This is a genomic window from Streptomyces sp. NPDC091280, from assembly GCF_044768565.1.
Classification (GTDB): domain Bacteria; phylum Actinomycetota; class Actinomycetes; order Streptomycetales; family Streptomycetaceae; genus Streptomyces.
Map to the genome: position 1 here is coordinate 573,363 of NZ_JBIVUZ010000003.1, position 20,152 is coordinate 593,514.

19 protein-coding genes and 2 tRNA genes are annotated in these 20,152 nt (G+C 70.8%); 13 read left to right on the forward strand and 8 right to left on the reverse strand.

Annotated elements, in window-relative coordinates; all coding sequences use genetic code 11:
- Nucleotides 1–109: 109 nt before the first annotated feature.
- Nucleotides 110–577 carry an SSI family serine proteinase inhibitor gene (locus ACIQPR_RS12620; protein WP_403646075.1) on the reverse strand — a complete coding sequence of 156 codons (468 nt, stop codon included), beginning with the start codon at nt 575–577 and terminating at the stop codon, nt 110–112.
- Nucleotides 578–746: 169 nt separating this feature from the next.
- Here ACIQPR_RS12620 and ACIQPR_RS12625 point away from each other — a divergent pair.
- From ACIQPR_RS12625 to ACIQPR_RS12635, 3 genes are all read left to right on the forward strand, one after another.
- Nucleotides 747–837: transfer RNA gene (locus ACIQPR_RS12625), tRNA-Ser, on the forward strand.
- A 195-nt stretch (nt 838–1,032) separates the two neighbouring features.
- Nucleotides 1,033–1,105, forward strand: a tRNA-Arg gene (locus ACIQPR_RS12630).
- Between the two features lie 156 nt (nt 1,106–1,261).
- Nucleotides 1,262–1,483 carry a hypothetical protein gene (locus ACIQPR_RS12635; RefSeq protein ID WP_019073270.1) on the forward strand — a complete coding sequence of 74 codons (222 nt, stop codon included), beginning with the start codon at nt 1,262–1,264 and terminating at the stop codon, nt 1,481–1,483.
- 583 nt (nt 1,484–2,066) lie between these two features.
- Here ACIQPR_RS12635 and ACIQPR_RS12640 read toward each other — a convergent pair.
- On the reverse strand, nt 2,067–2,537 hold the full coding sequence (locus ACIQPR_RS12640) for a hypothetical protein (protein ID WP_403646077.1): 471 nt from the start codon (nt 2,535–2,537) through the stop codon (nt 2,067–2,069).
- A gap of 170 nt (nt 2,538–2,707) precedes the next feature.
- The gene (locus ACIQPR_RS12645) at nt 2,708–3,214 is read right to left on the reverse strand and encodes a MarR family winged helix-turn-helix transcriptional regulator (protein ID WP_403646080.1); all 507 of its coding nucleotides are present in this window, start codon (nt 3,212–3,214) and stop codon (nt 2,708–2,710) included.
- A 73-nt stretch (nt 3,215–3,287) separates the two neighbouring features.
- Here ACIQPR_RS12645 and ACIQPR_RS12650 point away from each other — a divergent pair, with 73 nt between their 5' ends.
- From ACIQPR_RS12650 to ACIQPR_RS12690, 9 genes are all read left to right on the forward strand, one after another.
- Nucleotides 3,288–3,713, forward strand: a complete 426-nt coding sequence (locus ACIQPR_RS12650) for an HGxxPAAW family protein (RefSeq protein WP_403646083.1) — start codon at nt 3,288–3,290, stop codon at nt 3,711–3,713.
- A 36-nt stretch (nt 3,714–3,749) separates the two neighbouring features.
- Complete coding sequence (locus tag ACIQPR_RS12655; protein ID WP_403646086.1) at nt 3,750–4,649, forward strand: DUF2797 domain-containing protein; 900 nt, start codon at nt 3,750–3,752, stop codon at nt 4,647–4,649.
- Nucleotides 4,650–4,769: 120 nt separating this feature from the next.
- The gene (locus ACIQPR_RS12660) at nt 4,770–5,780 is read left to right on the forward strand and encodes an amidohydrolase family protein (RefSeq protein ID WP_403646089.1); all 1,011 of its coding nucleotides are present in this window, start codon (nt 4,770–4,772) and stop codon (nt 5,778–5,780) included.
- Nucleotides 5,781–5,983: 203 nt separating this feature from the next.
- A complete protein-coding gene (locus ACIQPR_RS12665; RefSeq protein ID WP_026179246.1) occupies nt 5,984–6,724 on the forward strand; it encodes a response regulator transcription factor in 741 nt (246 codons plus the stop codon).
- Nucleotides 6,721–8,379 carry an ATP-binding protein gene (locus ACIQPR_RS12670; protein ID WP_403646092.1) on the forward strand — a complete coding sequence of 553 codons (1,659 nt, stop codon included), beginning with the start codon at nt 6,721–6,723 and terminating at the stop codon, nt 8,377–8,379. The genes ACIQPR_RS12665 and ACIQPR_RS12670 overlap by 4 nt, the downstream gene beginning before the upstream one ends.
- Nucleotides 8,380–8,392: 13 nt before the next feature.
- Nucleotides 8,393–9,901, forward strand: coding sequence for a glycosyltransferase (locus tag ACIQPR_RS12675; protein ID WP_403646095.1), 1,509 nt, complete (start codon nt 8,393–8,395; stop codon nt 9,899–9,901).
- A complete protein-coding gene (locus ACIQPR_RS12680) occupies nt 9,898–12,183 on the forward strand; it encodes an ArnT family glycosyltransferase (RefSeq protein WP_403646097.1) in 2,286 nt (761 codons plus the stop codon). Before ACIQPR_RS12675 ends, ACIQPR_RS12680 begins: the two co-directional genes overlap by 4 nt.
- Before the next feature lie 106 nt (nt 12,184–12,289).
- On the forward strand, nt 12,290–13,789 hold the full coding sequence (locus tag ACIQPR_RS12685) for an MFS transporter (RefSeq protein WP_403646100.1): 1,500 nt from the start codon (nt 12,290–12,292) through the stop codon (nt 13,787–13,789).
- Nucleotides 13,790–13,801: 12 nt separating this feature from the next.
- A complete protein-coding gene (locus ACIQPR_RS12690; protein ID WP_403646103.1) occupies nt 13,802–14,572 on the forward strand; it encodes a TetR/AcrR family transcriptional regulator in 771 nt (256 codons plus the stop codon).
- A gap of 9 nt (nt 14,573–14,581) precedes the next feature.
- Here the strand turns inward: ACIQPR_RS12690 and ACIQPR_RS12695 are convergent, their stop codons facing one another.
- The 4 genes from ACIQPR_RS12695 to ACIQPR_RS12710 form a co-directional block, all read right to left on the reverse strand.
- Nucleotides 14,582–15,052, reverse strand: coding sequence for a PPOX class F420-dependent oxidoreductase (locus tag ACIQPR_RS12695; protein WP_403646106.1), 471 nt, complete (start codon nt 15,050–15,052; stop codon nt 14,582–14,584).
- Nucleotides 15,053–15,080: 28 nt separating this feature from the next.
- Nucleotides 15,081–15,902, reverse strand: coding sequence for a YceI family protein (locus ACIQPR_RS12700; RefSeq protein WP_403646109.1), 822 nt, complete (start codon nt 15,900–15,902; stop codon nt 15,081–15,083).
- A gap of 100 nt (nt 15,903–16,002) precedes the next feature.
- Complete coding sequence (locus ACIQPR_RS12705; protein WP_403646112.1) at nt 16,003–18,486, reverse strand: MFS transporter; 2,484 nt, start codon at nt 18,484–18,486, stop codon at nt 16,003–16,005.
- 21 nt (nt 18,487–18,507) lie between these two features.
- On the reverse strand, nt 18,508–19,029 hold the full coding sequence (locus tag ACIQPR_RS12710) for a MarR family winged helix-turn-helix transcriptional regulator (RefSeq protein ID WP_403646115.1): 522 nt from the start codon (nt 19,027–19,029) through the stop codon (nt 18,508–18,510).
- 200 nt (nt 19,030–19,229) lie between these two features.
- Here ACIQPR_RS12710 and ACIQPR_RS12715 point away from each other — a divergent pair, with 200 nt between their 5' ends.
- Nucleotides 19,230–19,433, forward strand: a complete 204-nt coding sequence (locus ACIQPR_RS12715; RefSeq protein WP_403646118.1) for a hypothetical protein — start codon at nt 19,230–19,232, stop codon at nt 19,431–19,433.
- Nucleotides 19,434–19,488: 55 nt separating this feature from the next.
- Here ACIQPR_RS12715 and ACIQPR_RS12720 read toward each other — a convergent pair whose 3' ends face one another.
- Entirely contained in the window at nt 19,489–20,139 is a 651-nt protein-coding gene (locus ACIQPR_RS12720) for a hypothetical protein (RefSeq protein WP_403646121.1), read from the reverse strand.
- Nucleotides 20,140–20,152: the final 13 nt, after the last annotated feature.

Sequence of the window (20,152 nt, forward strand, 5' to 3'; positions counted from 1 at the left end):
CGTGTCACGCGAGGGAGTCTAAGGGCACTCCTTGTGCTCGCGGAGTGAGATGAGAGGGAGGTCGCACGGTGAAGTGACGTAGAACGTGTGACCGACCGTCGTCGGCCCCCTACCGGCCGAGGTCGGGCAGCAGCGGCACCATCCGGTTCCAGCGGGAGATCTCGCAGCCGTTGCTCCGGTCGAACGTCGTGTCCACGGGGCGTCCGGCCCAGGTGCCGGTGACGTGGGCGGTCGCGGGACCGCCGTAGATCATCGTGCACATGCTGTCCGGGGGGACCGGCGCGAAGGGGTCCTTCCCCCACCGGGTGTCCCGGCCGACGGCCGCGCAGGCGCCGGTCACGTCCGGGTGGGTGCCGCCGCCGGGGTGGCAGTACAACTCGTGCGTGCCGTCGGCGGCGCCCGCGTGCCGGACCGTGACGGTGAGATGGTCGCCGCCGGACCGGTCCTCGTCGCGGACGGGCGGCGGCGCGAGGGTGCGGGCGGTCGCGGGGGCGGCGAGGGCGGGCGCCGCGGCCGGTGCGCCGAGGGTGGCGGCGGACGCGGCGGCGATCAGGAGGAGACGGTTGACCTGCAACATGACCTGACTAACGCCCGCCGCCCGCGGACGATGCGGACCCGGCGGCCGGCATCAACGGCTTTGCCCTGCGGCCCGCCTGCCTAGTACCGTAGGTCGCGATTGGTGGCACCCCGCTCGTCTGTGTCATCATCTGCACGCACCACTCGCGCTCGCGCGGGAGGTCGTTGCTGGAGGCGTCGCCTAGTCCGGTCTATGGCGCCGCACTGCTAATGCGGTTTGGGACGCAAATCCCATCGAGGGTTCAAATCCCTCCGCCTCCGCACCCCAACCGAAGCCCCGGTCGAACCGACCGGGGCTTCGGTCGTACACAAGGTCGTTTTGAGGCCGTTTCCGCAGCTCACAAGGGGTACGGCTAACGGATTTCACATGGCGGCGGCAGTCATGTAATGTTCTTCCTGTCGCCGCGAGCGGGCCGAAAGGGCCGGGACCGGCGAAGGAGAACAAGAAAAAATCAAGCACTCGTAGCTTAACGGATAGAGCATCTGACTACGGATCAGAAGGTTGCAGGTTCGAATCCTGCCGAGTGCACATCGTCGAGGGGCCCCGGAGTGATCCGGGGCCCCTCGCGTTCGTGCGGGACGGCCCTCTCGGCAAGATCGTCGGACCGTTCGTCCACCAGGTTGTGATGAACAAGCGATGTGGACGGCCTCAGCGAGACGCGTGTCTGGGCCCATACTGGAAGCAATGACTAAGCCAGCTGCACCGAAGCGCTATCTGCCCACCAGTCCCTTCAAGGCACCGGCCGCGGCGGCCCCCAAGCATTTCGCCGTGGGCGACCAGGTGACACACGACATGTACGGCCTCGGCCGGGTCATCGGCATCGAGGACGGAATCGCGGTGCTCGTCGACTTCGGGTCGGTCCAGGAGCGCATCCTGAGCCCGTACGCCAAGATGAGCAAGCTGTAGGACCGCAGTGCCCGGTCACGGCACACCAGGTCCTGGCGGCCTGTAACGAACGGGAGACCTCTCATCGAACCGACCTCGCTGTTCTCCGCCCCGGAGGGGGCGACCCGCCGTGTCCACGCGGGACCGCCCCCTCCGGCGACGAACCCCTTCCAGGCCCCGGACTTCGGGGACGAGGAGGCGCTGCCGCTCGACGACGGACCGGCGTCCTTCGCGGAACTGGACGAGGCCTACCGCAGGGCGGGCTAGGGCCTGTCCGGCGGATCATGCCGCAGACGCGGGGTCCGGCACACCCACCCGCGGCCTTGTCGTCACTCGCCGACTCCCCCAGTCCCGGCTCCGCCCGACCGGGGGGACCCCCATCGCGTCGACTCCCTCCTCCGCCTTGCAGTTGGAGGCACCAGACCCCGCTCACCTGGGCTGATCAGGCACTGACGCTTTCCCGCGACCTGATCCGCCGGACAGGTCCCAGGCACGCTCGGCCAGGCACGGCGGATCAGGCGCGGCGGGCCGGGCGTGCGCAGTCATGCCCGACGTCCGACGGCCAACACCCGCCGCCCGCCGCCCTCCTGGCTCAGCGGTTCACTCACGCCGCCGCGCCGAACGCGGGCGCCGTCGGCAGCGGTCGTACCGGAAGCGCGACCGTGGCCGGAGCCTTCCGGTCGGCGAAGACGAACAGGCGCAGGACCACGAAGCGGCCGATGCCGGCCAGGCCCGAGGCGCTGAGGTAGACGATCTGCTCGGTGAGCATCGTGGGGGAGGCCTGGACCATGTGCAGGACGAGTATCGCGGCGGACGTCGCCGCGTAGGCCGCCGTGGCGGAACCCGCCGACTGCCAGTGCTCGCGCAGACCCGGACGGCGCCCGGTGCCGAAGGTGAACAGGGCGTGCAGCTCGGTGCAGAGGATGGTCGAGGCGATCGTGATCAGCGCGTTCGCCACCCCCCAGGGCATCAGCGTCGCGACCATCGGCACCGCCAGGCTGGACAGCACCCCGACCCCGCCGCCGCACACCACGAACCTGGCGAAGGAGGCGAAGGGACCAGGAGTGGCTGTCATGGGATTTCCCTTCGTACGGCGGCCGTTCGACCTGCGCCGATCCCTCTGACCGGCTGAGATCAACGATGCCGTCGTACGGCGGCGGGCACGATGAAGCGGTCTCCCGAACCGATGGTGGAGCCCGCTACACCATCGGGGTCCGGCTCACCCCCCGCCGAGTCCGGAGCGGCCTACTTCCCGCTCTTCCTCCCGCCCTTCTCCCTGTCCCGCGCGCGGAGTTCCTCCATGTACTCCTGCGCCAGCGTCGACGTCCGCGCGAACCAGTCGGCCAGTACGGCGATCTCCTCGGGGGAGTAGTCGGCGAACTGGGCGTTGAGGCGGTCGTAGTAGGGCCCGTAGAGGGCGACGACCCGGGTGACCGCGTCCGGCACCGAGGCCACGCGGACGCGGCGGCGGTCGGTGGGGTCGGGGACGCGGGTGATGAAGCCGGCGCGTTCGAGCCGGTTGAGGATGCCGGTCACCGCGCCCGTCGTGACGTGGGCGTGTTCGGCCAGGTCGCCCGCCGTGAGGAGGTTCTCGCCCGCCTTGAGGACGTAGGCGAAGCAGACGAGATCGGTGACGTTCAGGCCCAGCCGCTCGGCCATTTCCTGCTGGCCGAACTGGGCGGTGGCGATGAGGGAGTCCATCGCGTCCAGGGCCTGGGCCGGGGTGGCGGCGGGACGGGGCTTGGCATGCATGGTATTGCCTTAGCTCGTAAGAGGTTTGTATTCTGAACTTCTTAGACGGTGAGGGGTTCAGGGAGGTCGGCACATGAGCGCACACCAGTATGACGAGGGGCATACGGTCGCCGGGTGGACCGGATGCGGCATCGCGACCGTCGGGACGGCCGTCGCCGGGGCGGGGGTGTGCACCGTCTCCGCCGCGCTGATCAGCGGCGGGCTGGCGATCGTGGTCGTCGGCGTCCTGGTCACCTGGGCGCTCCACCTCACCGGCTGGGGCAAGCCGCCCGGGCGGCGGGACCGGGCGCAGTGGGGGATGCGGGTACGCGACCCGCTCGCGGCGGCCGGGCACGCGGGGTGTGTCGGATGCCGGCTCGCGGGGCGGGGGCGGCCGGCACCGGAGCGCACGGACGAGGAGCGCGCGGTCGCGCTCCGCGCATCCGTCACCGCATCCGCCACCGCGTCAGCCGCCGCAGCTCGCGCTGTCGCGGCCCCGGTCGGAGAAACCGCAGGCTGAGGCCGTTGTCAGTGGCGCCCTCTAATCTCTTGAGCGATGGCACAGACATCACGGGCACCACGGACGTGGAAGTGCTCGGGACTCCGATGGACGGTGGGCGGTCCCGAGTTGAAGTGGGACGGCGGGCGCGGGAGCCCGCTGCCCCGGGGGAAGCGGGTGGCCTTCGAGGTCGCGGAAGGGGGCGGGCGGACATGTGTGGGAGCGCGGGGGCATCCCTGTCCGGTGCGGGCGGCCGTGCCGGAGCGGAGCACGGGCGCACGGTGCGAGGAGTGCGCGCGGCTGGACCGGGCGCACTCGGTGGCCGCCGACACGATCGCGGACGACCCGCGCCCGTACCACGTATATCTGGCCTGGTTCGGCCCCGGCCTGCTCAAGGTCGGCATCACCGCCGAAGAGCGCGGCTCCGCCCGGCTGCTTGAACAGGGCGCCGTCTGCTTCAGCTGGCTGGGCCTCGGCCCGCTGATGGCGGCCCGCCGCTCGGAGGAACTCCTGCGCGCGGCCCTGCGCGTACCCGACCGGATCCCCTACGGCGAGAAGCGCGCCGTCCGCTCCGCGCTGCCGGGTTCGGCGGCGGAGCGCGCGGCCGAGCTCGCCGACCTGCACGGCCGGGCCCTCGCCCTGCGCGAATGGCCGGAGTCGCTCCACCGCGAGCCGTACCGACCCGTGGACCACGTCGAGGCGTTCGGCCTCAAGGACCTTCCGGCCCCCGCCGGTGAGGTGAGCGGGCTGACCGCGGGCGGGGTGGTGAGCGGGGAGGTGCTCGCGGCGGCGGGACCGGATCTCCACCTCGCGACCGCGAGGGGCGTGGTCGTGCTGGACACCCGGCTGATGACGGGCTGGGAGCTGATCCCGGCCGGGGGCGAGACGGTCGAACTCACGGTGCCGGTGCGGGAGTTCAGAAGGGAAGCACCGGGGGTCCAGGAGGGGTTGTTCTGAGGACGGCGGGGAGGGGAGTCGTGTCGGCGGAGGTCTCTGGGAACCTGGGGACGCCCGCCCTCCTCCTGGACGAGCAGGGCCGGTTGGACAGCGACGGGCAGGAGCGGGAGTCGGTGCCGTATGGAGCGTGAAGCCGAAGGGGTCGGTGCGGACGGCGGGATCGGTGCGGACGACGGGGTCGGTGCCGCCGAAGCGGTCGGTGAAGTCGGCGCGGTGGCCGAGGCCGTCGAAGGGCCCGTGGCCGTCGAAGCGGCCGAGATCCGTGGGTTCTGGCGGCGGTTGGGCCTCCCCGGTCTCGTCGACGTGCACACCCACTTCATGCCCGAGCGAGTGCTGCGCAAGGTCTGGGGGTACTTCGACGCGCTCGGGCCCTCGACCGGCGGAGCGCTGGAGTGGCCGATCACGTACCGGAGGGAGGAGGACGAACGGGTCGCGCTGATAAGGGAGTTCGGAGTACGCGCGTTCACCGCGATGCTCTATCCGCACAAGCCAGGCATGGCCCGCTGGCTCAACGGCTGGGCGGTCGACTTCGCCGCGCGCACCCCCGACTGCCTGCACACCTCGACGCTCTTCCCGGAACCGGGAGTCGAGGACTACGTGAGCGAGGCGCTGGAGTCCGGGGCGCGGGTCTTCAAGGCGCATGTGCAGGTCGGCGCGTACGACCCGGCCGACGAACTCCTCGATCCCGCCTGGGGGTTGCTCGCCGAGTCCGGGACACCGGTCGTGATCCACTGCGGGTCCGGACCCGCCCCCGGCAAGCACACCGGGCCCGAGCCGATCGGCCGGGTGCTGGCCAGGCATCCGCGGCTGCGGCTGGTCGTCGCGCACATGGGGATGCCGGAGTACGAGGACTTCCTCGACCTGGCCGAGCGGTACGGGGAGGTGCGGCTGGACACGACGATGGCGTTCACGGACTTCAGCGAACGCTTCGCCCCCTTCCCGCCCCGGGCACTCCCCCGGCTGGCCGCCCTGGGAAACCGCGTTCTGCTCGGCAGCGACTTCCCGAACATCCCGTATCCCTATCTGCACCAGCTGCACGCCCTGGAGCGGCTGGACCTCGGGGACGACTGGCTGCGGGCTGTGTGTCACGACAACGGGGCGCGGCTGTTCGGACCGGGCGCCATAGTGTGAGGGAGACGCGGAGGTTGCGGGGATACAGGGGAGACCGAGGCGGCACGAGCGGAACGCACAGGTCCGCCGGGGCCGTGTGCGGGGCGGGATAAGTCCAGAGCAAGAGATTCCAAGGCGTTCCCTGAGAGGCCCCTGTGTGTTTCTCAGGAAAATCACAGACTCTAGAAAGCGTGCTCTAAGAGGACCACGACAACGTGTCCACCATGACCACGACCTCGCCCCAGGGGCGCACCGAACTGCTGAGGCCGGACGGGAGCCCCGTCCGAGTGCTTGTGGTGGACGACGAGCTGTCGATCACCGAGCTGCTGTCCATGGCCCTTCGCTACGAAGGCTGGCAGATCCGCAGCGCGGGAGACGGAACCGGCGCGATCCAGACCGCGCGCGAGTTCCGGCCCGACGCCGTCGTCCTCGACATGATGCTGCCCGACATGGACGGGCTGACCGTCCTGGGCCGGCTGCGCCGTGAGTTGCCGGACGTGCCGGTGCTGTTCCTCACCGCGAAGGACGCGGTCGAGGACCGGATCGCCGGTCTCACCGCGGGCGGCGACGACTACGTCACCAAGCCGTTCAGCCTCGAAGAGGTCGTGGCCCGGCTGCGCGGGCTGATCCGCCGCTCCGGTGCGGCGGACCGCCGTTCCGACTCCGTGCTGGTCGTGGGTGACCTCACCCTCGACGAGGACAGCCACGAGGTGTCGCGGGCCGGCGAGGGCATCCACCTCACCGCCACCGAGTTTGAGCTGTTGCGCTTCCTGATGCGTAATCCCCGTCGTGTACTCAGCAAGGCACAGATCCTCGACCGTGTGTGGTCGTACGACTTCGGTGGGCAGGCCAATGTGGTCGAGCTCTACATCTCGTACCTCCGCCGGAAGATCGACGCGGGACGTGAGCCGATGATCCACACTCGTCGCGGTGCCGGTTACCTGATCAAGCCCGCGGCCTCATGAGCGGGCGACGACGGCCGCATGCGCAGAAGAGGCGAGCGGGTAAGCCGCGTACCCTGCGGACCCGGCTCGTCGTCGCGTCCGTGACGCTGATCGCGGTGGTGTGTGCGGTGATCGGTACGGTGACGACGCTCGCCTTGCAGGATCACCTCTACCAGCAGCTCGACAGCAAGGTGGACGATGCCGCCAGGCGCGCGGTCGGCAATCGTCTGGACGGCAAGCCGCCGGGCGAGAACCAGGCCCCGGGGAGTAAAACGGGTGACAACACGTCGGCGAAGGACCCCACGCCGGCGAGTGCCAAGGCCGCCAAGTTCGCCATTCAGCCCCCGACGCAGCCCGACACCATCGCCGCGTACGTGCAGAAGGGGAAGATCGTCAGCGCCGCCATCGCCGAGCAGAAGCGCGACAGCAACGGCGTCTTCCAGGGAATGACCGCCGGAACTCTCACCACGGCGCAGAAGGCGGCCATCGCCTCCGTGGCGAAGGACGGCAAGAACCACTCCGTGAGCGTGCCGGGCCTCGGTGAGTACCGGGTCCAGTACACCACTGGCCAGGACGGCAGCGACTCGTACTACATCGCCTTGCCGACCTCCGAGGTCAGCAACACCATCAACACCCTGATCCTCGTCGAGGTCAGCGTCACCGCAGCGGGCCTGGTAGCCGCGGCCATCGCCGGCTACGTGCTCGTAGGCGTGGCCACCCGCCCCCTCCGCCGCGTCGCCGCCACCGCCACCCGGGTCTCCGAACTGCCCCTGCACACCGGTGAGGTGACCCTCAACGAGCGGGTGCCCGAGTCCGAGACCGATCCGCATACCGAGGTCGGTCAGGTCGGGGCCGCGCTCAACCGGATGCTCGACCATGTGCACGGCGCCCTGCACGCACGGCAGCAGAGCGAGATGCGGGTACGGCAGTTCGTCGCGGACGCCAGTCATGAGCTGCGTACGCCCCTCGCCTCCATCCGGGGCTACGCGGAGCTGACCCGTCGCGGGCGCGAACAGACCGGGCCCGACACCAAGCACGCGCTGGGCAGGATCGAGTCCGAGGCCGGGCGCATGACCCTCCTCGTGGAGGATCTGCTGCTGCTCGCCCGGCTCGACGCGGGCCGGCCGCTCCAGTTCGACCAGACCGACCTGATCCCGCTCGTCGTGGACACCATCAGCGACTCGCGCGCGGCCGGCATGGACCACAACTGGCGGCTCGACCTGCCCGACGAACCGGCCCTCGTGTCGGCGGACGCGGCCCGTATCCAGCAGGTGCTGGTCAATCTGCTGGGCAACGCGAGAAAGCACACCCCGCCCGGTACGACGATCACCGCCCGTGTCCAGCGGCGCGGGCCGTGGATGTGCGTGGACGTCGAGGACAACGGCCAGGGCATTCCGCCGGATTTGCTGCCGCATGTCTTCGAACGCTTCGCGCGCGGCGACTCGGCGCGTTCCCGCTCCACCGGGTCGACCGGCCTGGGCCTGGCCATCGTGCAGGCGGTCGCGACCGCGCACGGCGGCGCCGTCACCGTGGACAGCGTTCCCGGACGCACGGTGTTCACCGTGCATCTGCCCGCGCTCGCCCCGGCCGTGCCGACGCCCGACCCCGAAACGAATTGGCAATCGCACTCACAGGCACAGCACAGTGCCACCACATGGGTGCAACAGGGCGCTTGAGGAGATTTGGTTCATGCGAACCGACTCTTCTCCCGGCACCCTGCCGGCGCGGGAGCACCTCCCGGCCGGCGACGCCGGTACGCCTGTCCTGGACGTAGTGATCCCCGTCTACAACGAGGAGAAGGACCTCCAGCCATGTGTGCTCAGACTGCACGAGCACCTCAAGCGCACGTTCCCGTACGCGTTCCGCATCACCATCGCGGACAACGCGTCGATCGACACCACTCCCCTGGTGGCGGCGCGGCTGGAGTCGGAGATCCCGGAGGTCACGTCCTTCCGGCTGGAGCAGAAGGGGCGCGGCCGGGCGCTGCGCACCGTCTGGTCCGCCTCGGACGCCCCGATCCTCGCCTACATGGACGTCGACCTCTCCACCGACCTCAACGCGCTGCTGCCCCTGGTGGCGCCGCTGATCTCGGGTCACTCCGACCTGGCGATCGGTTCCCGGCTGGCCCGCTCGTCCCGTGTCGTGCGGGGCGCCAAGCGCGAGTTCATCAGCCGGACCTACAACCTGATCCTGCGCGGCTCGCTCCAGGCCCGCTTCTCGGACGCCCAGTGCGGGTTCAAGGCGATCCGGCGTGATGTGGCCCAGGCGCTGCTGCCGCTCGTCGAGGACACCGGCTGGTTCTTCGACACCGAGATGCTGGTGCTGGCCGAGCGGGCCGGACTGCGCATCCACGAGGTGCCCGTCGACTGGGTCGACGACCCGAACTCGACCGTCCACATCGTGAAGACGGCGACCGAGGACCTGAAGGGAGTGTGGCGCGTGGGCAAGGCCCTGGCCTCCGGTTCGCTGCCGCTCGACCGTGTCAAGCGTCCCTTCGGCGACGACCCCCGGGACCGTGACATCAAGGACGTGCCCACGGGGCTGGCCCGCCAGCTCGTCGGCTTCTGTGTGGTGGGCGGTCTGTCGACCCTCTTCTACCTGGTGCTCTACAGCGCCTTCCGGCAGTTCTCCGGCTCGCAGATCGCCAACGCGCTCGCGCTGCTGGTCTCGGCGGTCGCCAACACGGCCGCCAACCGCCGCCTCACCTTCGGGGTGCGCGGCAAGGGCGGAGCCGTCCGTCACCAGGCGCAGGGCCTGGTCGTCTTCGCCATCGGCCTCGCGCTGACCAGCGGTTCCCTCGCGGCCCTGAACGCGGCCAGCAGCAACCCGGCGCACTCCACCGAACTCGCGGTCCTGGTGGCCGCCAACCTCGCCGCGACCGTCCTGCGCTTCCTGCTCTTCCGCGCCTGGGTCTTCCCGGACCGCGGTGACAGCACCGACGAGCCGACGGCCGCGGCCTTCGACTCCCCTTCGTCGCCCACCTACGCGACGGCCGCGGCGGCACCCCAGCACACGCAGCACGCACAGCACCACGGTTCCTACGGCCCGCTGCCCACCCGGCAGTCCCAGCAGGGAGCGTCGTACGACACCACCACCCAGTTCCGCGCCGGTGAAGCCGCGGACGGCACCTGGAGGGACGCGACGATGCGGTTGCAGCCGGTGCGTCCCCACGACACCGACCCGAGGGACCCCCGATGACCACCGAGACCGATCAGACGACCTATCCGGGAGGAGGCGGTCCCTCGTCCTGGGGGGCGCCGACCGGTGACGCCGGTGCCAGAGACACCGCCGTGCGCGAACCGGTGGCGTTCCCGGACACCCCGGGCACTCCGGCCCCGCAGTCCGGCGAGCCGAAGCAGCCGCTCGGCCGCCGTCTGTGGCGCGGCCGGCCCGAGGACCCGCGCTGGGTGCGGCCCGCCTTCTGGGGCATGCTGCTCGCGACCGCGCTCCTCTACCTGTACAACCTGAGCGCGTCCGGGTACTCGAACTCCTTCTACTCGGCGGCCGTCCAGGCCGGCAGCAAGAGCTGGAAGGCCTTCCTGTTCGGCTCGCTGGACGCGGGCAACGCGATCACCGTCGACAAGCCCTCGGCGTTCCTGTGGCCGATGGAGATCTCGGTCCGGATCTTCGGCCTCAACTCGTGGGCGATCCTGGTCCCCGAGGTCCTCATGGGCGTCGGCACGGTCGCGGTCGTCTACGCGGCGGTCCGCCGCCGGCACAGCCCCGAGGCCGGTCTGATCGCGGGCGCCGTGCTGGCGCTCACCCCGGTCGCCGCGCTGATGTTCCGCTTCAACAACCCTGACGCGGCACTGGCGTTGCTGATGTCGGTGGCCTGCTACCTCGTCGTCCGGGCCCTGGAGGACGGCCGTACGAAGTGGCTGGTGTGGGCGGGTGCCGCGATCGGCTTCGCGTTCCTCGCGAAGACGCTCCAGGCCTTCCTGATCCTGCCGCCGCTGGCCATCGTGTACGCGGTGTGCGCGCCGGTGAGCGTGAAGAAGAGGTTCGCCCAACTGGGCCTGGCGACGGCCGCGTTGGTCGCCGCGGGCGGCTGGTGGGTGGCGATCGTCGAGCTGTGGCCGGCCTCCTCGCGCCCCTACATCGGCGGTTCGCAGAACAACAGCTTCCTTGAACTGACCTTCGGCTACAACGGGTTCGGCCGCCTCAGCGGCGACGAGACCGGCAGTGTGGGCGGCGGCGGTGGCGGCACCGGGTCGGGCCAGTGGGGTGCCACCGGCTGGGACCGGATGTTCAACTCCGAGATCGGCAGCCAGATCTCCTGGCTGCTGCCCACCGCGCTGATCCTGCTCGTCGCGGGCCTGGTGGCCACGCGCAAGCTCAACCGCACGTCGGTCAGGCGCAGTTCGCTCCTGGTGTGGGGCGGCTCGCTGGTCACGACCCTGGTCGTCTTCAGCTACATGGCCGGCATCTTCCACCAGTACTACACGATCGCGCTGGCCCCCTACCTGGCCGCCGTCATCGGCATCGGCGCGGGTTCCCTGTGGGAGCGGCGCGGCGAGATCTGGGCCTCGATCACCCTCGCCGCGGCGGTGGTCGCCGCGGGCGTGTGGGGTTACGTCCTGCTCAACCGCACCCCCGACTACCTGCCCTGGCTGAAGTGGCTCGTGCTCCTCGGCTCGCTGACGGGCGCGCTCGGTCTGATCTTCGTCGCGAAGATCGGCCGCCAACTCGCCCTCGCGGCGGTCGGCTTGAGCATCGTGGCGGGCCTGGCCGGTCCTGCCGCCTACACCATGTCGACGGTCAACTCGGCGCACACGGGCTCCATCCCGACGGCCGGTCCGGCCGGCGCGAGCATGATGGGCGGCGGTCCCGGCGGCGGCGGCGGTCGCGGCGGCTTCGGCGGCGGCAACCGCACCGGCGGCGGCATGGGCACGATGCCCGGCCAGCAGGGCGGCGGCACCACCCAGAACCAGGGCGGCGGCACGAGTCAGAACCAGGGCGGTGGCACCACCCAGAACCAGGGCGGCGGCTTCCCGGGCGGCGGCACGGGCACGATGCCCGGCGGCGGCACCGGTGGCAGCACCCAGAACCAGGGCGGCGGCTTCGGCGGCGGGACCGGCGACGGCGGTGGCATGGGCGGCGGCGGTGGCGTCGGCGGCCTGCTCAACGGCGCGACGGTCACCTCGGCGGCCAAGAAGCTGCTCCAGACGGACGCGAGCAAGTACACCTGGGTCGCCGCGTCCATCGGCTCCCAGAACGCGGCGAGCTACCAACTCGCCACCGGTGACCCGGTGATGGCGATCGGCGGCTTCAACGGCACCGACCCGTCGCCGACGCTGGCCCAGTTCCAGAAGTACGTGGCGGAGGGCAAGATCCACTACTTCATCTCGGGCGGCACCGGCATGGGCGGCAGCAGCACCGGCAGCTCCTCGCAGATCTCCTCGTGGGTCGAGAAGAACTACAAGAAGGTGACGGTCGGTTCGGCCACCTTCTACGACCTGACGCAGAAGACGAGCAGCTGACACCCGGCTGACGCCGAAGGGGCGGTGACCACACGGTCACCGCCCCTTTCCATGTCCGGAAAAACATCGTTGTACGCCGTACAAGAACTACTCTACGGTGTACAACATGTCGACCTCCCCAGCCCTCCAGGGCCACTCCCAGCGCTGGATCGTCCTCGGAGTCATCTGCCTCGCGCAGCTCACCGTGCTGCTCGACAACACCGTCCTGAACGTGGCGATCCCCTCGCTCACCCGCGAACTCGACGCGAGCACCGCGGACATCCAGTGGATGATCAACGCGTACTCGCTCGTCCAGTCGGGACTCCTGCTCACCGCGGGCAGCGCGGCCGACCGCTACGGCCGCAAGAAGATGCTGATCACCGGACTGGTGCTGTTCGGCGCGGGTTCGCTGATCGCCGGACTCGCCGACTCCACCGGGCAGTTGATCGCCGCGCGGGCCGGCATGGGAGTGGGCGGGGCGCTGCTCATCACCACCACCCTCGCCGTGGTGATGCAGATCTTCACCCCCGAGGAACAGCCGAGGGCGATCGGCATCTGGGCCGCGGTCAACGCGCTGGGCTTCGCGACCGGCCCGCTCCTGGGCGGCTTCATGCTGAACCACTTCTGGTGGGGCGCGATCTTCCTGATCAACCTGCCGGTGGCGGCCCTCGCCCTGGTCGCGGCCGTTGCCCTGGTCCCCGAGTCCAAGAACCCGCGCGGCGACCGCCCCGACCTCCTCGGCGCCCTGCTCTCCACCGTCGGCATGGCCGCGCTGGTCTACGCGATCATCTCCGGCCCCGCGCACGGCTGGACCTCGGACCGGGTACTGCTCACCGGCGCGGTGGCGCTCGCCGTACTGGCCGCCTTCGCGTACTGGGAGAGCCGCGTCCCGTACCCCATGCTCGACCTGGACTTCTTCCGCGACCGCCGCTTCACGGGCGCGGTCACCGGGGTCGTCCTGATCACCTTCGGCATGGCCGGCTCCCTCTTCCTCCTCACCCAGCACCTCCAGTTCGTCCTCGGCTACGGCCCGTTGGAGGCCGGCCTGCGCACCGCGCCGCTGGCCCTGGCGATCGTCGCGCTCAACTTCTCGGGCCTGGCGGCGAAGTGGACGGCGAAGCTGGGCGCTCCGCTCGCCATCGCGCTGGGCATGGTGCTGATGTCGGCGGGGCTGGCGTCCATCGCGGTGGTCGCGTCCGGCGGATACGCGGGCACGCTGGCGGGGTTGCTGCTGATCGGGGCGGGGGCGGCGCTGGCGAACCCGGCGATGGCCCACGCGATCATGAGCGCGATCCCGCCGGAGAAGGCGGGCGTCGGGGCGGGCGTCAACGGCACGCTGGGGGAGTTCGGGAACGGCCTGGGGGTCGCCGTGCTCGGCGCGGTCCTGAGTTCACGCTTCGCGGCGAGCTCGTTGCCGGAGGGCCTGGCGACGGCTTCGTCGGCCGAGGAGAGGAAGAAGGTGACCGCCTCCTTCTCCTCCGCGCTGGAGGCCAGTCAGCTTGTCGGCGCGGTGGCTGTTTTGGCCGGAGGGTTGCTGGCGGCGGCGTTGTTGTGGCGGGCGGAACGGGCAGACTCGGAGGTGGTGGCCCGCGCCCCTGAATACAGTGATCCGGAATGCAGATCTTGAGGAAGGTGCGTCATGGCCAAGACAGGCTCGCCGTCAGGGCGTTCCGCGAGCACCAGCGTCTGGCTTGAGACGAGGACGCGCCGCGGCGGACGGAGCGCGGGCCAGCCCTCCGGGCTCGACCGCACCCGCATCACCGACGCGACCGTACGCCTGCTGGACGCCGAGGGGCTCGCCAAGTTCTCCATGCGCCGGCTCGCCACCGAGCTGAACGTGACCGCGATGTCCGTCTACTGGTACGTCGACACCAAGGACGACCTTCTCGAACTCGCCCTGGACTCCGTCTTCGGCGAACTGCCCCTGCCCGACCCGGAGGCCGAGGGCGAGGACTGGCGGGAGCAGCTGCGGACGCTGGCCACGGAGTACCGAGGACTGCTGGTCCGGCACCCGTGGCTGTCGCCGCTCGCCGGGACGTTCCTCAACATCGGGCCGAACAACCTGGCCTTCTCCCGCGTCGTCCAGCGCGTGATCCGCCGCACGGGCCTGCCGGACCACGGCCTGACGGGCGCGATCTCGACCGTCTTCCAGTTCGTGTACGGCTACGGCACGATCGAGGGCCACTTCTTCGCCCGGGTCGCCGACGCCGGCATGACCCCCGACGACTACTTCCGGGACGTCATGACCACGGTCGACGAGGCCCCGATCACCCCCGAGATCCTGGCGGAGTCCAAGCAGCTCATGGCGGCCCGGGGCGGCGACACGGTCGCGGAGATGATGGACCGCGACTTCACCTTCGCCCTCGACCTGCTGGTGGCGGGCATCGAGGCGATGGTGAAGCGCGGCTGAGACCGGGCGCTACTTGTCGTCGGCGAGCCGCGCCGGGAAGCCGCCCGTCGCCACCGGCCCCCACCGCTCCGGAGTGATCCGGATGATCGACTTGCCCTGCTTGAGCATGGCCGCGCGGTACTCGTCCCAGTCCGGGTGCTCGCCCGCGATGTTGCGGTAGTACTCGACGAGGGGTTCCACCGACTCCGGCGGGTCGACGACCTCGGCCGTGCCGTCGATCTGGACCCACGGGTCGTTCCACTCGTCGCTCAGGACGACGATGCTGACGCGCGCGTCCCGCTTCGCGTTGCGGGTCTTGGCGCGCTCCGGATAGGTGGAGACCACGATCCGCCCGGAGTCGTCGACCCCGCAGGTCAGCGGCGAGGCCTGCGGGCCGCCGTCGGACCTGCGGGTCAGCAGCAGGGCGCGGTGGCGGGGTCGTACGAAGTCGAGCAACTCGGCCAGGGAGACGGTGGTGTTGGTCGCGATGTTCGGTGCCATACCGCCACCCTAGGCGCACGGCGCCCTGTCACGCCTGAGGCAGTGACTCCCCCTGCACCGCCTGGATGTCCAGTTCGACCTTGAGGGTCGTGCCGATCGCGGCGATGCCCGCCTGGACGACCTGGTTGTAGTTCATGGCGAAGTCCTCGCGGCGCAGTTCCGTGGTCGCGCGGAACGCGGCCCGGGTGCCGCCCCAGGGGTCGGCGCCGGTGCCGAGGTAGGCGAGGTCGAGGGCGACGGGCCGTACGACGCCGTGCAGGGTCAGTTCGCCGGAGACCGTCCAGCGGTCGGAACCGGCGGCGGTCAGGGCCGTGGAGCGGTAGGTGATCTCCGGGAAGCGGGCCACGTCCAGGAAGTCCGCGGACCGCAGGTGCTCGTCGCGCATGCCGTTGCCGGTGTCGATGGACGCGGCCCGGATGACCGCCTCCACCCGGGACTTGGCGATGTCGTCGGGTGCGATCTCGACGCCGGCCGTGAAGTCGGTGAAGCGGCCCCGCACGCTGGAGATGCCCAGGTGCTGGGCGAGCGCGCCGACCGTGGAGTGCGCCGGGTCGACGGTCCAGGGGCCGGGCGGCGGGAGTTCGGTGCCGCCCTGCCGGGCCAGCGTGAGCGTGCCGACCTCGGCCCGGCCGCTCGCGGTGACGATCGCGGTGGCGGCGGCGGGCGCGTACCCGACGGCGGTCACGATCACCGTGTACGGCCCGGGGGCCAGCGGGTTCGGGTCCCGCACCGCCCCCTCCGCGTCCGCCTCGGCCCGCAGCACCTGCGCCCCGGTCGGGTCGGTCACCGTGACGACCGCGTGCGACACGGCCCATCCGTCGCGGGTACGGATCTTCGCGGTCAGTCCCATGTCCTTCTGGCTCCTTGCGGTACGGCGGTACGAATGGGACCGGCCCGTGGTGCGTGCCTCCGCTCGGGACACGTTCCACGGGCCGGGGTGCGGGGATGAACTACTCGCCGGGGTGGGCGAGTTCGATGTCGTGGCCGTCCGCTCCGCGGCCGTTCACGGTGAGGGCGGTGGCGACCGGCGGGTAGCCCGTCGCGATCACCGTGTACTCGCCGCCGCTCAGGTCGGTGAAGGCGTACGCCCCGTCCGTCCCGGTGGTGGCGGTGCCGACCACGTTGCCCGCCGCGTCCACGAGGGTGACGCGGGCGTCGGCCAGCGGGCCGTGCGGGGCACGGACCACGCCCAGCACCCGGGCGCCGGAGTCGAGGTCGATCTCGACCCGGGTGACCCCGGTGCCGCCGACCTCGACGGGCAGCGCGCGCGGCCGGTACCCGTCGGCGTTCACCGCGACGGTCACCGCCCCCGGCACCAGCTCGGCGAACGCGAACTCGCCCTGTTCACCGGTGGTCCCGGCGGACAGCAGATCACCGCGCACATCGGTCACGATCACCATCGCGTCCTTGACCGGCAGCCCCGAATCGGCCGCCCGCACCAGCCCGTTGAGGCCGCTGGTGCCGCTCAGCAGGACGTCGTAGGCGACCGGCTCGTGGCCGTTGACCACGACCGTCGAGGCCTGCGGCTGGAAGCCGTCCGCGGAGGCGATCAGGACGTACGAGCCGACGCTCGGCGCGTCCAGCGTGTAGGAGCCGTCCGCCTGGGTGACCGAGCGGCCCAACTGGCGTCCCCCGAGGGAGATCAGCGTGACGGCGGCCTGTGGCAGGGGCGCGCTCTCGGCACCGCGCACGAAGCCGCGGAGGGGAATCCCGCCCACCAGGGGCGCCGGGTCGGACGTGGAGTCGGGTGTGGGGTCGGATGTGGTCACGGGTGCGATCTCCTCCCGGGCCGGCGGCGGAACCTCGGCCGCGTCCAGCACACCCACGGCCTCCTCGGCCGCCTGGGCCAGTCCGCCGGAGGTCCGCAGCGGGACCTCCTTGATGAACAGGACGACGACGAAGGCGATGAGCGCGAAGGGCGCCGCGTAGAGGAAGACGTCGGCGATGCCGTGGCCGTAGGCGCCCTCCAGCCAGGTGCGGACCGTGCTCGGCAGGGCGTCCATGTCCGGGAGCGCGCTGCTGCCGACGGCCTTCGCGGCGGCGGCCTGCGACTGCGGGTCGAGCGAGGTGACGGTGTCCTTGGCGTAGTGCGTGATCCGGCCGGACATCACCGAGCCGAGCACGCCGACGCCGACCGCGCCGCCGAGCGAGCGGAAGAAGCTCACCGTGGAGGAGGCGGCGCCGAGGTCCTTCGGGGTGACCTGGTTCTGCGTGGAGAGCACCAGGTTCTGCATCATCGTGCCGACGCCGATCCCCAACATGGCCATGTAGATGGACAGTTCCCAGTACGGGGTGTCGTAGCGCATCAGGCCGAGCAGGGCCAGGCCCGCGGTGAGGAAGAGACCGCCGGCGACCAGCCAGCCCTTCCAGCGGCCGGTCTTCGTGATGAAGCGGCCGGAGACCATCGACGCGACGAACAGGCCGCCGATCATCGGGATCGTCATGACACCGGACATCGTCGGGGACTTGTCGCGGGCCAGCTGGAAGTACTGGGAGAAGAAGACCGTGCCCGAGTACATGCCGACCCCGACGAACAGCGAGGCCAGCGAAGCGAGCGAGACGGTGCGGTTGCGGAACAGGCGCAGCGGGATGATCGGCTCGCTCGCCCGGGTCTCGGTGAACACGAACAGCAGCGCCAGCAGGACCGTGCCGCCCACCATCGTGTACGTCTGCCACGACAGCCAGTCGTACTTGTCGTCGGCGAAGGTCACCCAGAGCAGCAGCAGCGAGGCGGCGGCGGTGATGAAGAAGGCGCCGGCCCAGTCGACCTTGACCTTCCGCTTGGCGACCGGGAGGTTCAGCGTCTTCTGGAGCACGATCAGCGCGACCAGCGCGAAGGGGATGCCGACGAACAGGCAGTAGCGCCAGCCGAGCCACGAGGTGTCGGTGATCACACCGCCGAGCAGCGGACCGCCCACGGTCGCGACCGCGAAGGTGGCGCCGGTGTAGCCGGAGTACCGGCCGCGTTCGCGCGGGGAGATCATCGCGGCCATCACGACCTGCACGAGCGCGGACAGACCGCCCGCGCCGAGGCCCTGGATGACACGGGCGCTGATCAGCATCGCCGGGTTCTGCGCGAGACCGGCGACGACCGAGCCGATGATGTAGATGATCAGCGATATCTGGACCAGGGCCTTCTTGCTGACCAGGTCCGCCATCTTGCCCCACAGCGGCACCGAGGCCGTCATGGAGAGCAGGGCCGCGGTGACGACCCAGGTGTAGGCCTCCTGGCCGCCGCCCAGGCTGCCGATGATGGTCGGCAGGGCGTTGGTGACGATCGTCGAGGAGATGATCGCGGCGAACAGACCGAGCAGCAGCCCGGAGAGCGCCTCCATGATCTGCCGGTGTGTCATCGGAGCGCCGTCGGGGGCCGCGGGGGATCCCCCTCCGTGCTTGGCGTGAGCCCGCACACCGGCTGGTGTGGTCGTTGCCATGAGCTTCCTTTTCTTCCGTGCTTATGCGGGTGTACGGGTGGTGCGGTCGAGTGCTGGGTGGGGGGTGTGGGGTGCGTGGGGGGTTTCGGCCGGGGTGGGCCTCGGCGGGGCGCTGCGGCTGTCGTCGAAGCTGGTCCGCAGCCGGGTCATGAGCCGGATCAGCTGGCCGACCTCGTCGTCGCTCCAGTCGCCCAGCCGGTCGGCGAGCAACTGGGCGGTCCGCCGGGAGAGTTCGTCCACCTGGGCCAGGCCGCTGGGGGTGAGGCGCAGGATGCGGGAGCGCTTGTCGGCGGGGTCGGGGGACCGTTCGATCCAGCCGCGGGCGGCGACGTGCGCCACATGGCGGCTGGTCACGGACATGTCCACGGCGAGCAGCTCGGCGAGCCTGCTCATACGCATGTCGCCGTGCCGGCAGAGCAGGGTCAGGACGGCCGCGGAACCGCTGGGGCACTCGGACGGCAGGATCCGTCCCAGCTCCCTGCGTACGGCGCCGAAGGCACTGAACTGACGCATCAGCTCCTCGTACTGCGCCCGCTCGGCCATCACACCTCCCCTGACTCTCCCCGTTCGGTTGCTTAGGGCAACCATAAGAGAGGTTGGTTGCTACAGGCAAATAAAACGGGTGGGCATGGCATAAAAAGTTGGCAAAGGCAAGCATTGGCGAACGTAAACCCACAGGTGGGAATGGCCGCGCGAGGCCCCGCACTTGGGTGTCCCCCGGGGATTCGCTAGTGTCTCGGCCCATGGCAAACAACACCCAGGGCCCCGAGGGCAACTACGACCCCGCCGGCAGCACCCAGATGTTCCGCGCCTTCGTCGACGAGACCCCCCAGGGCGGCCACCAGCAGCAGGCCGCCGCCTCCGCCGGCCCCCGCATCGGCCTGATCGTCGGCGTCGTCGTCGCCGTGCTGGTCGTGGCGGCGGTGGTGTACATGGCGATGATGTAGCGCCGAACGCGTTACCCGGGCCGGCCTGCGGGCCGGCCCCGTGGCGAGCCGGTGCTCACCGCCACGTGACCGACACGTCCCGGGTCTCGACGTGTGTGCCCAGCGGTACGCGCCACGCGTCCACGCACACCGTCCAGGTCTTCTTCTCCCGCGCGCCGGGCGCGATCGGTACCGGGAGCCGCTCGGTGGAGTCGATCGTCGCCCAGTCGATTCCCAGAGCCCCGATGATGTGCGTCCCGAAGGTCACCGACCCCGAACGGACCGCCGTGCCGCCGGAGTTGTGGAAGGCCAGCGTCACGGCCTCGCACCGGCGGTGGGCCGTGGGGGCGCGGGTGGGGGTGCTCCAGGTCAGGGCGGCGCGGGTCGTCGCCGTAGGGCCGGTGGCTGGAGGCGGTGCCGGTGACCGGGTGCTGCCAGGGCCGGACCCGGTGTCCTTGGGCGGACCGGTGGCCGACGTCCCCTCGGCGGGGGTTTCCCCGGCCGAAGTCCCCTTAGCCCGCGGTGACTTCGGGGGGTCCAGCGGTACCAGCGTCACGCCGGCGGTCGGGCGGGCCGTCGTGGCCGAGGGCGGGCGGGGTGGGCCGACCGCCGCGTAGCCGTCGTCGGGGCCGCCCGCGCACGCGGTGAGCGTCACGCACGCGACGGCCGCCGACGCGCCCAGGAGGGCGCCTCGGCGGCCAGTTGTCCGTGAGGGACGACGACGCATCGCGCCATGGTGG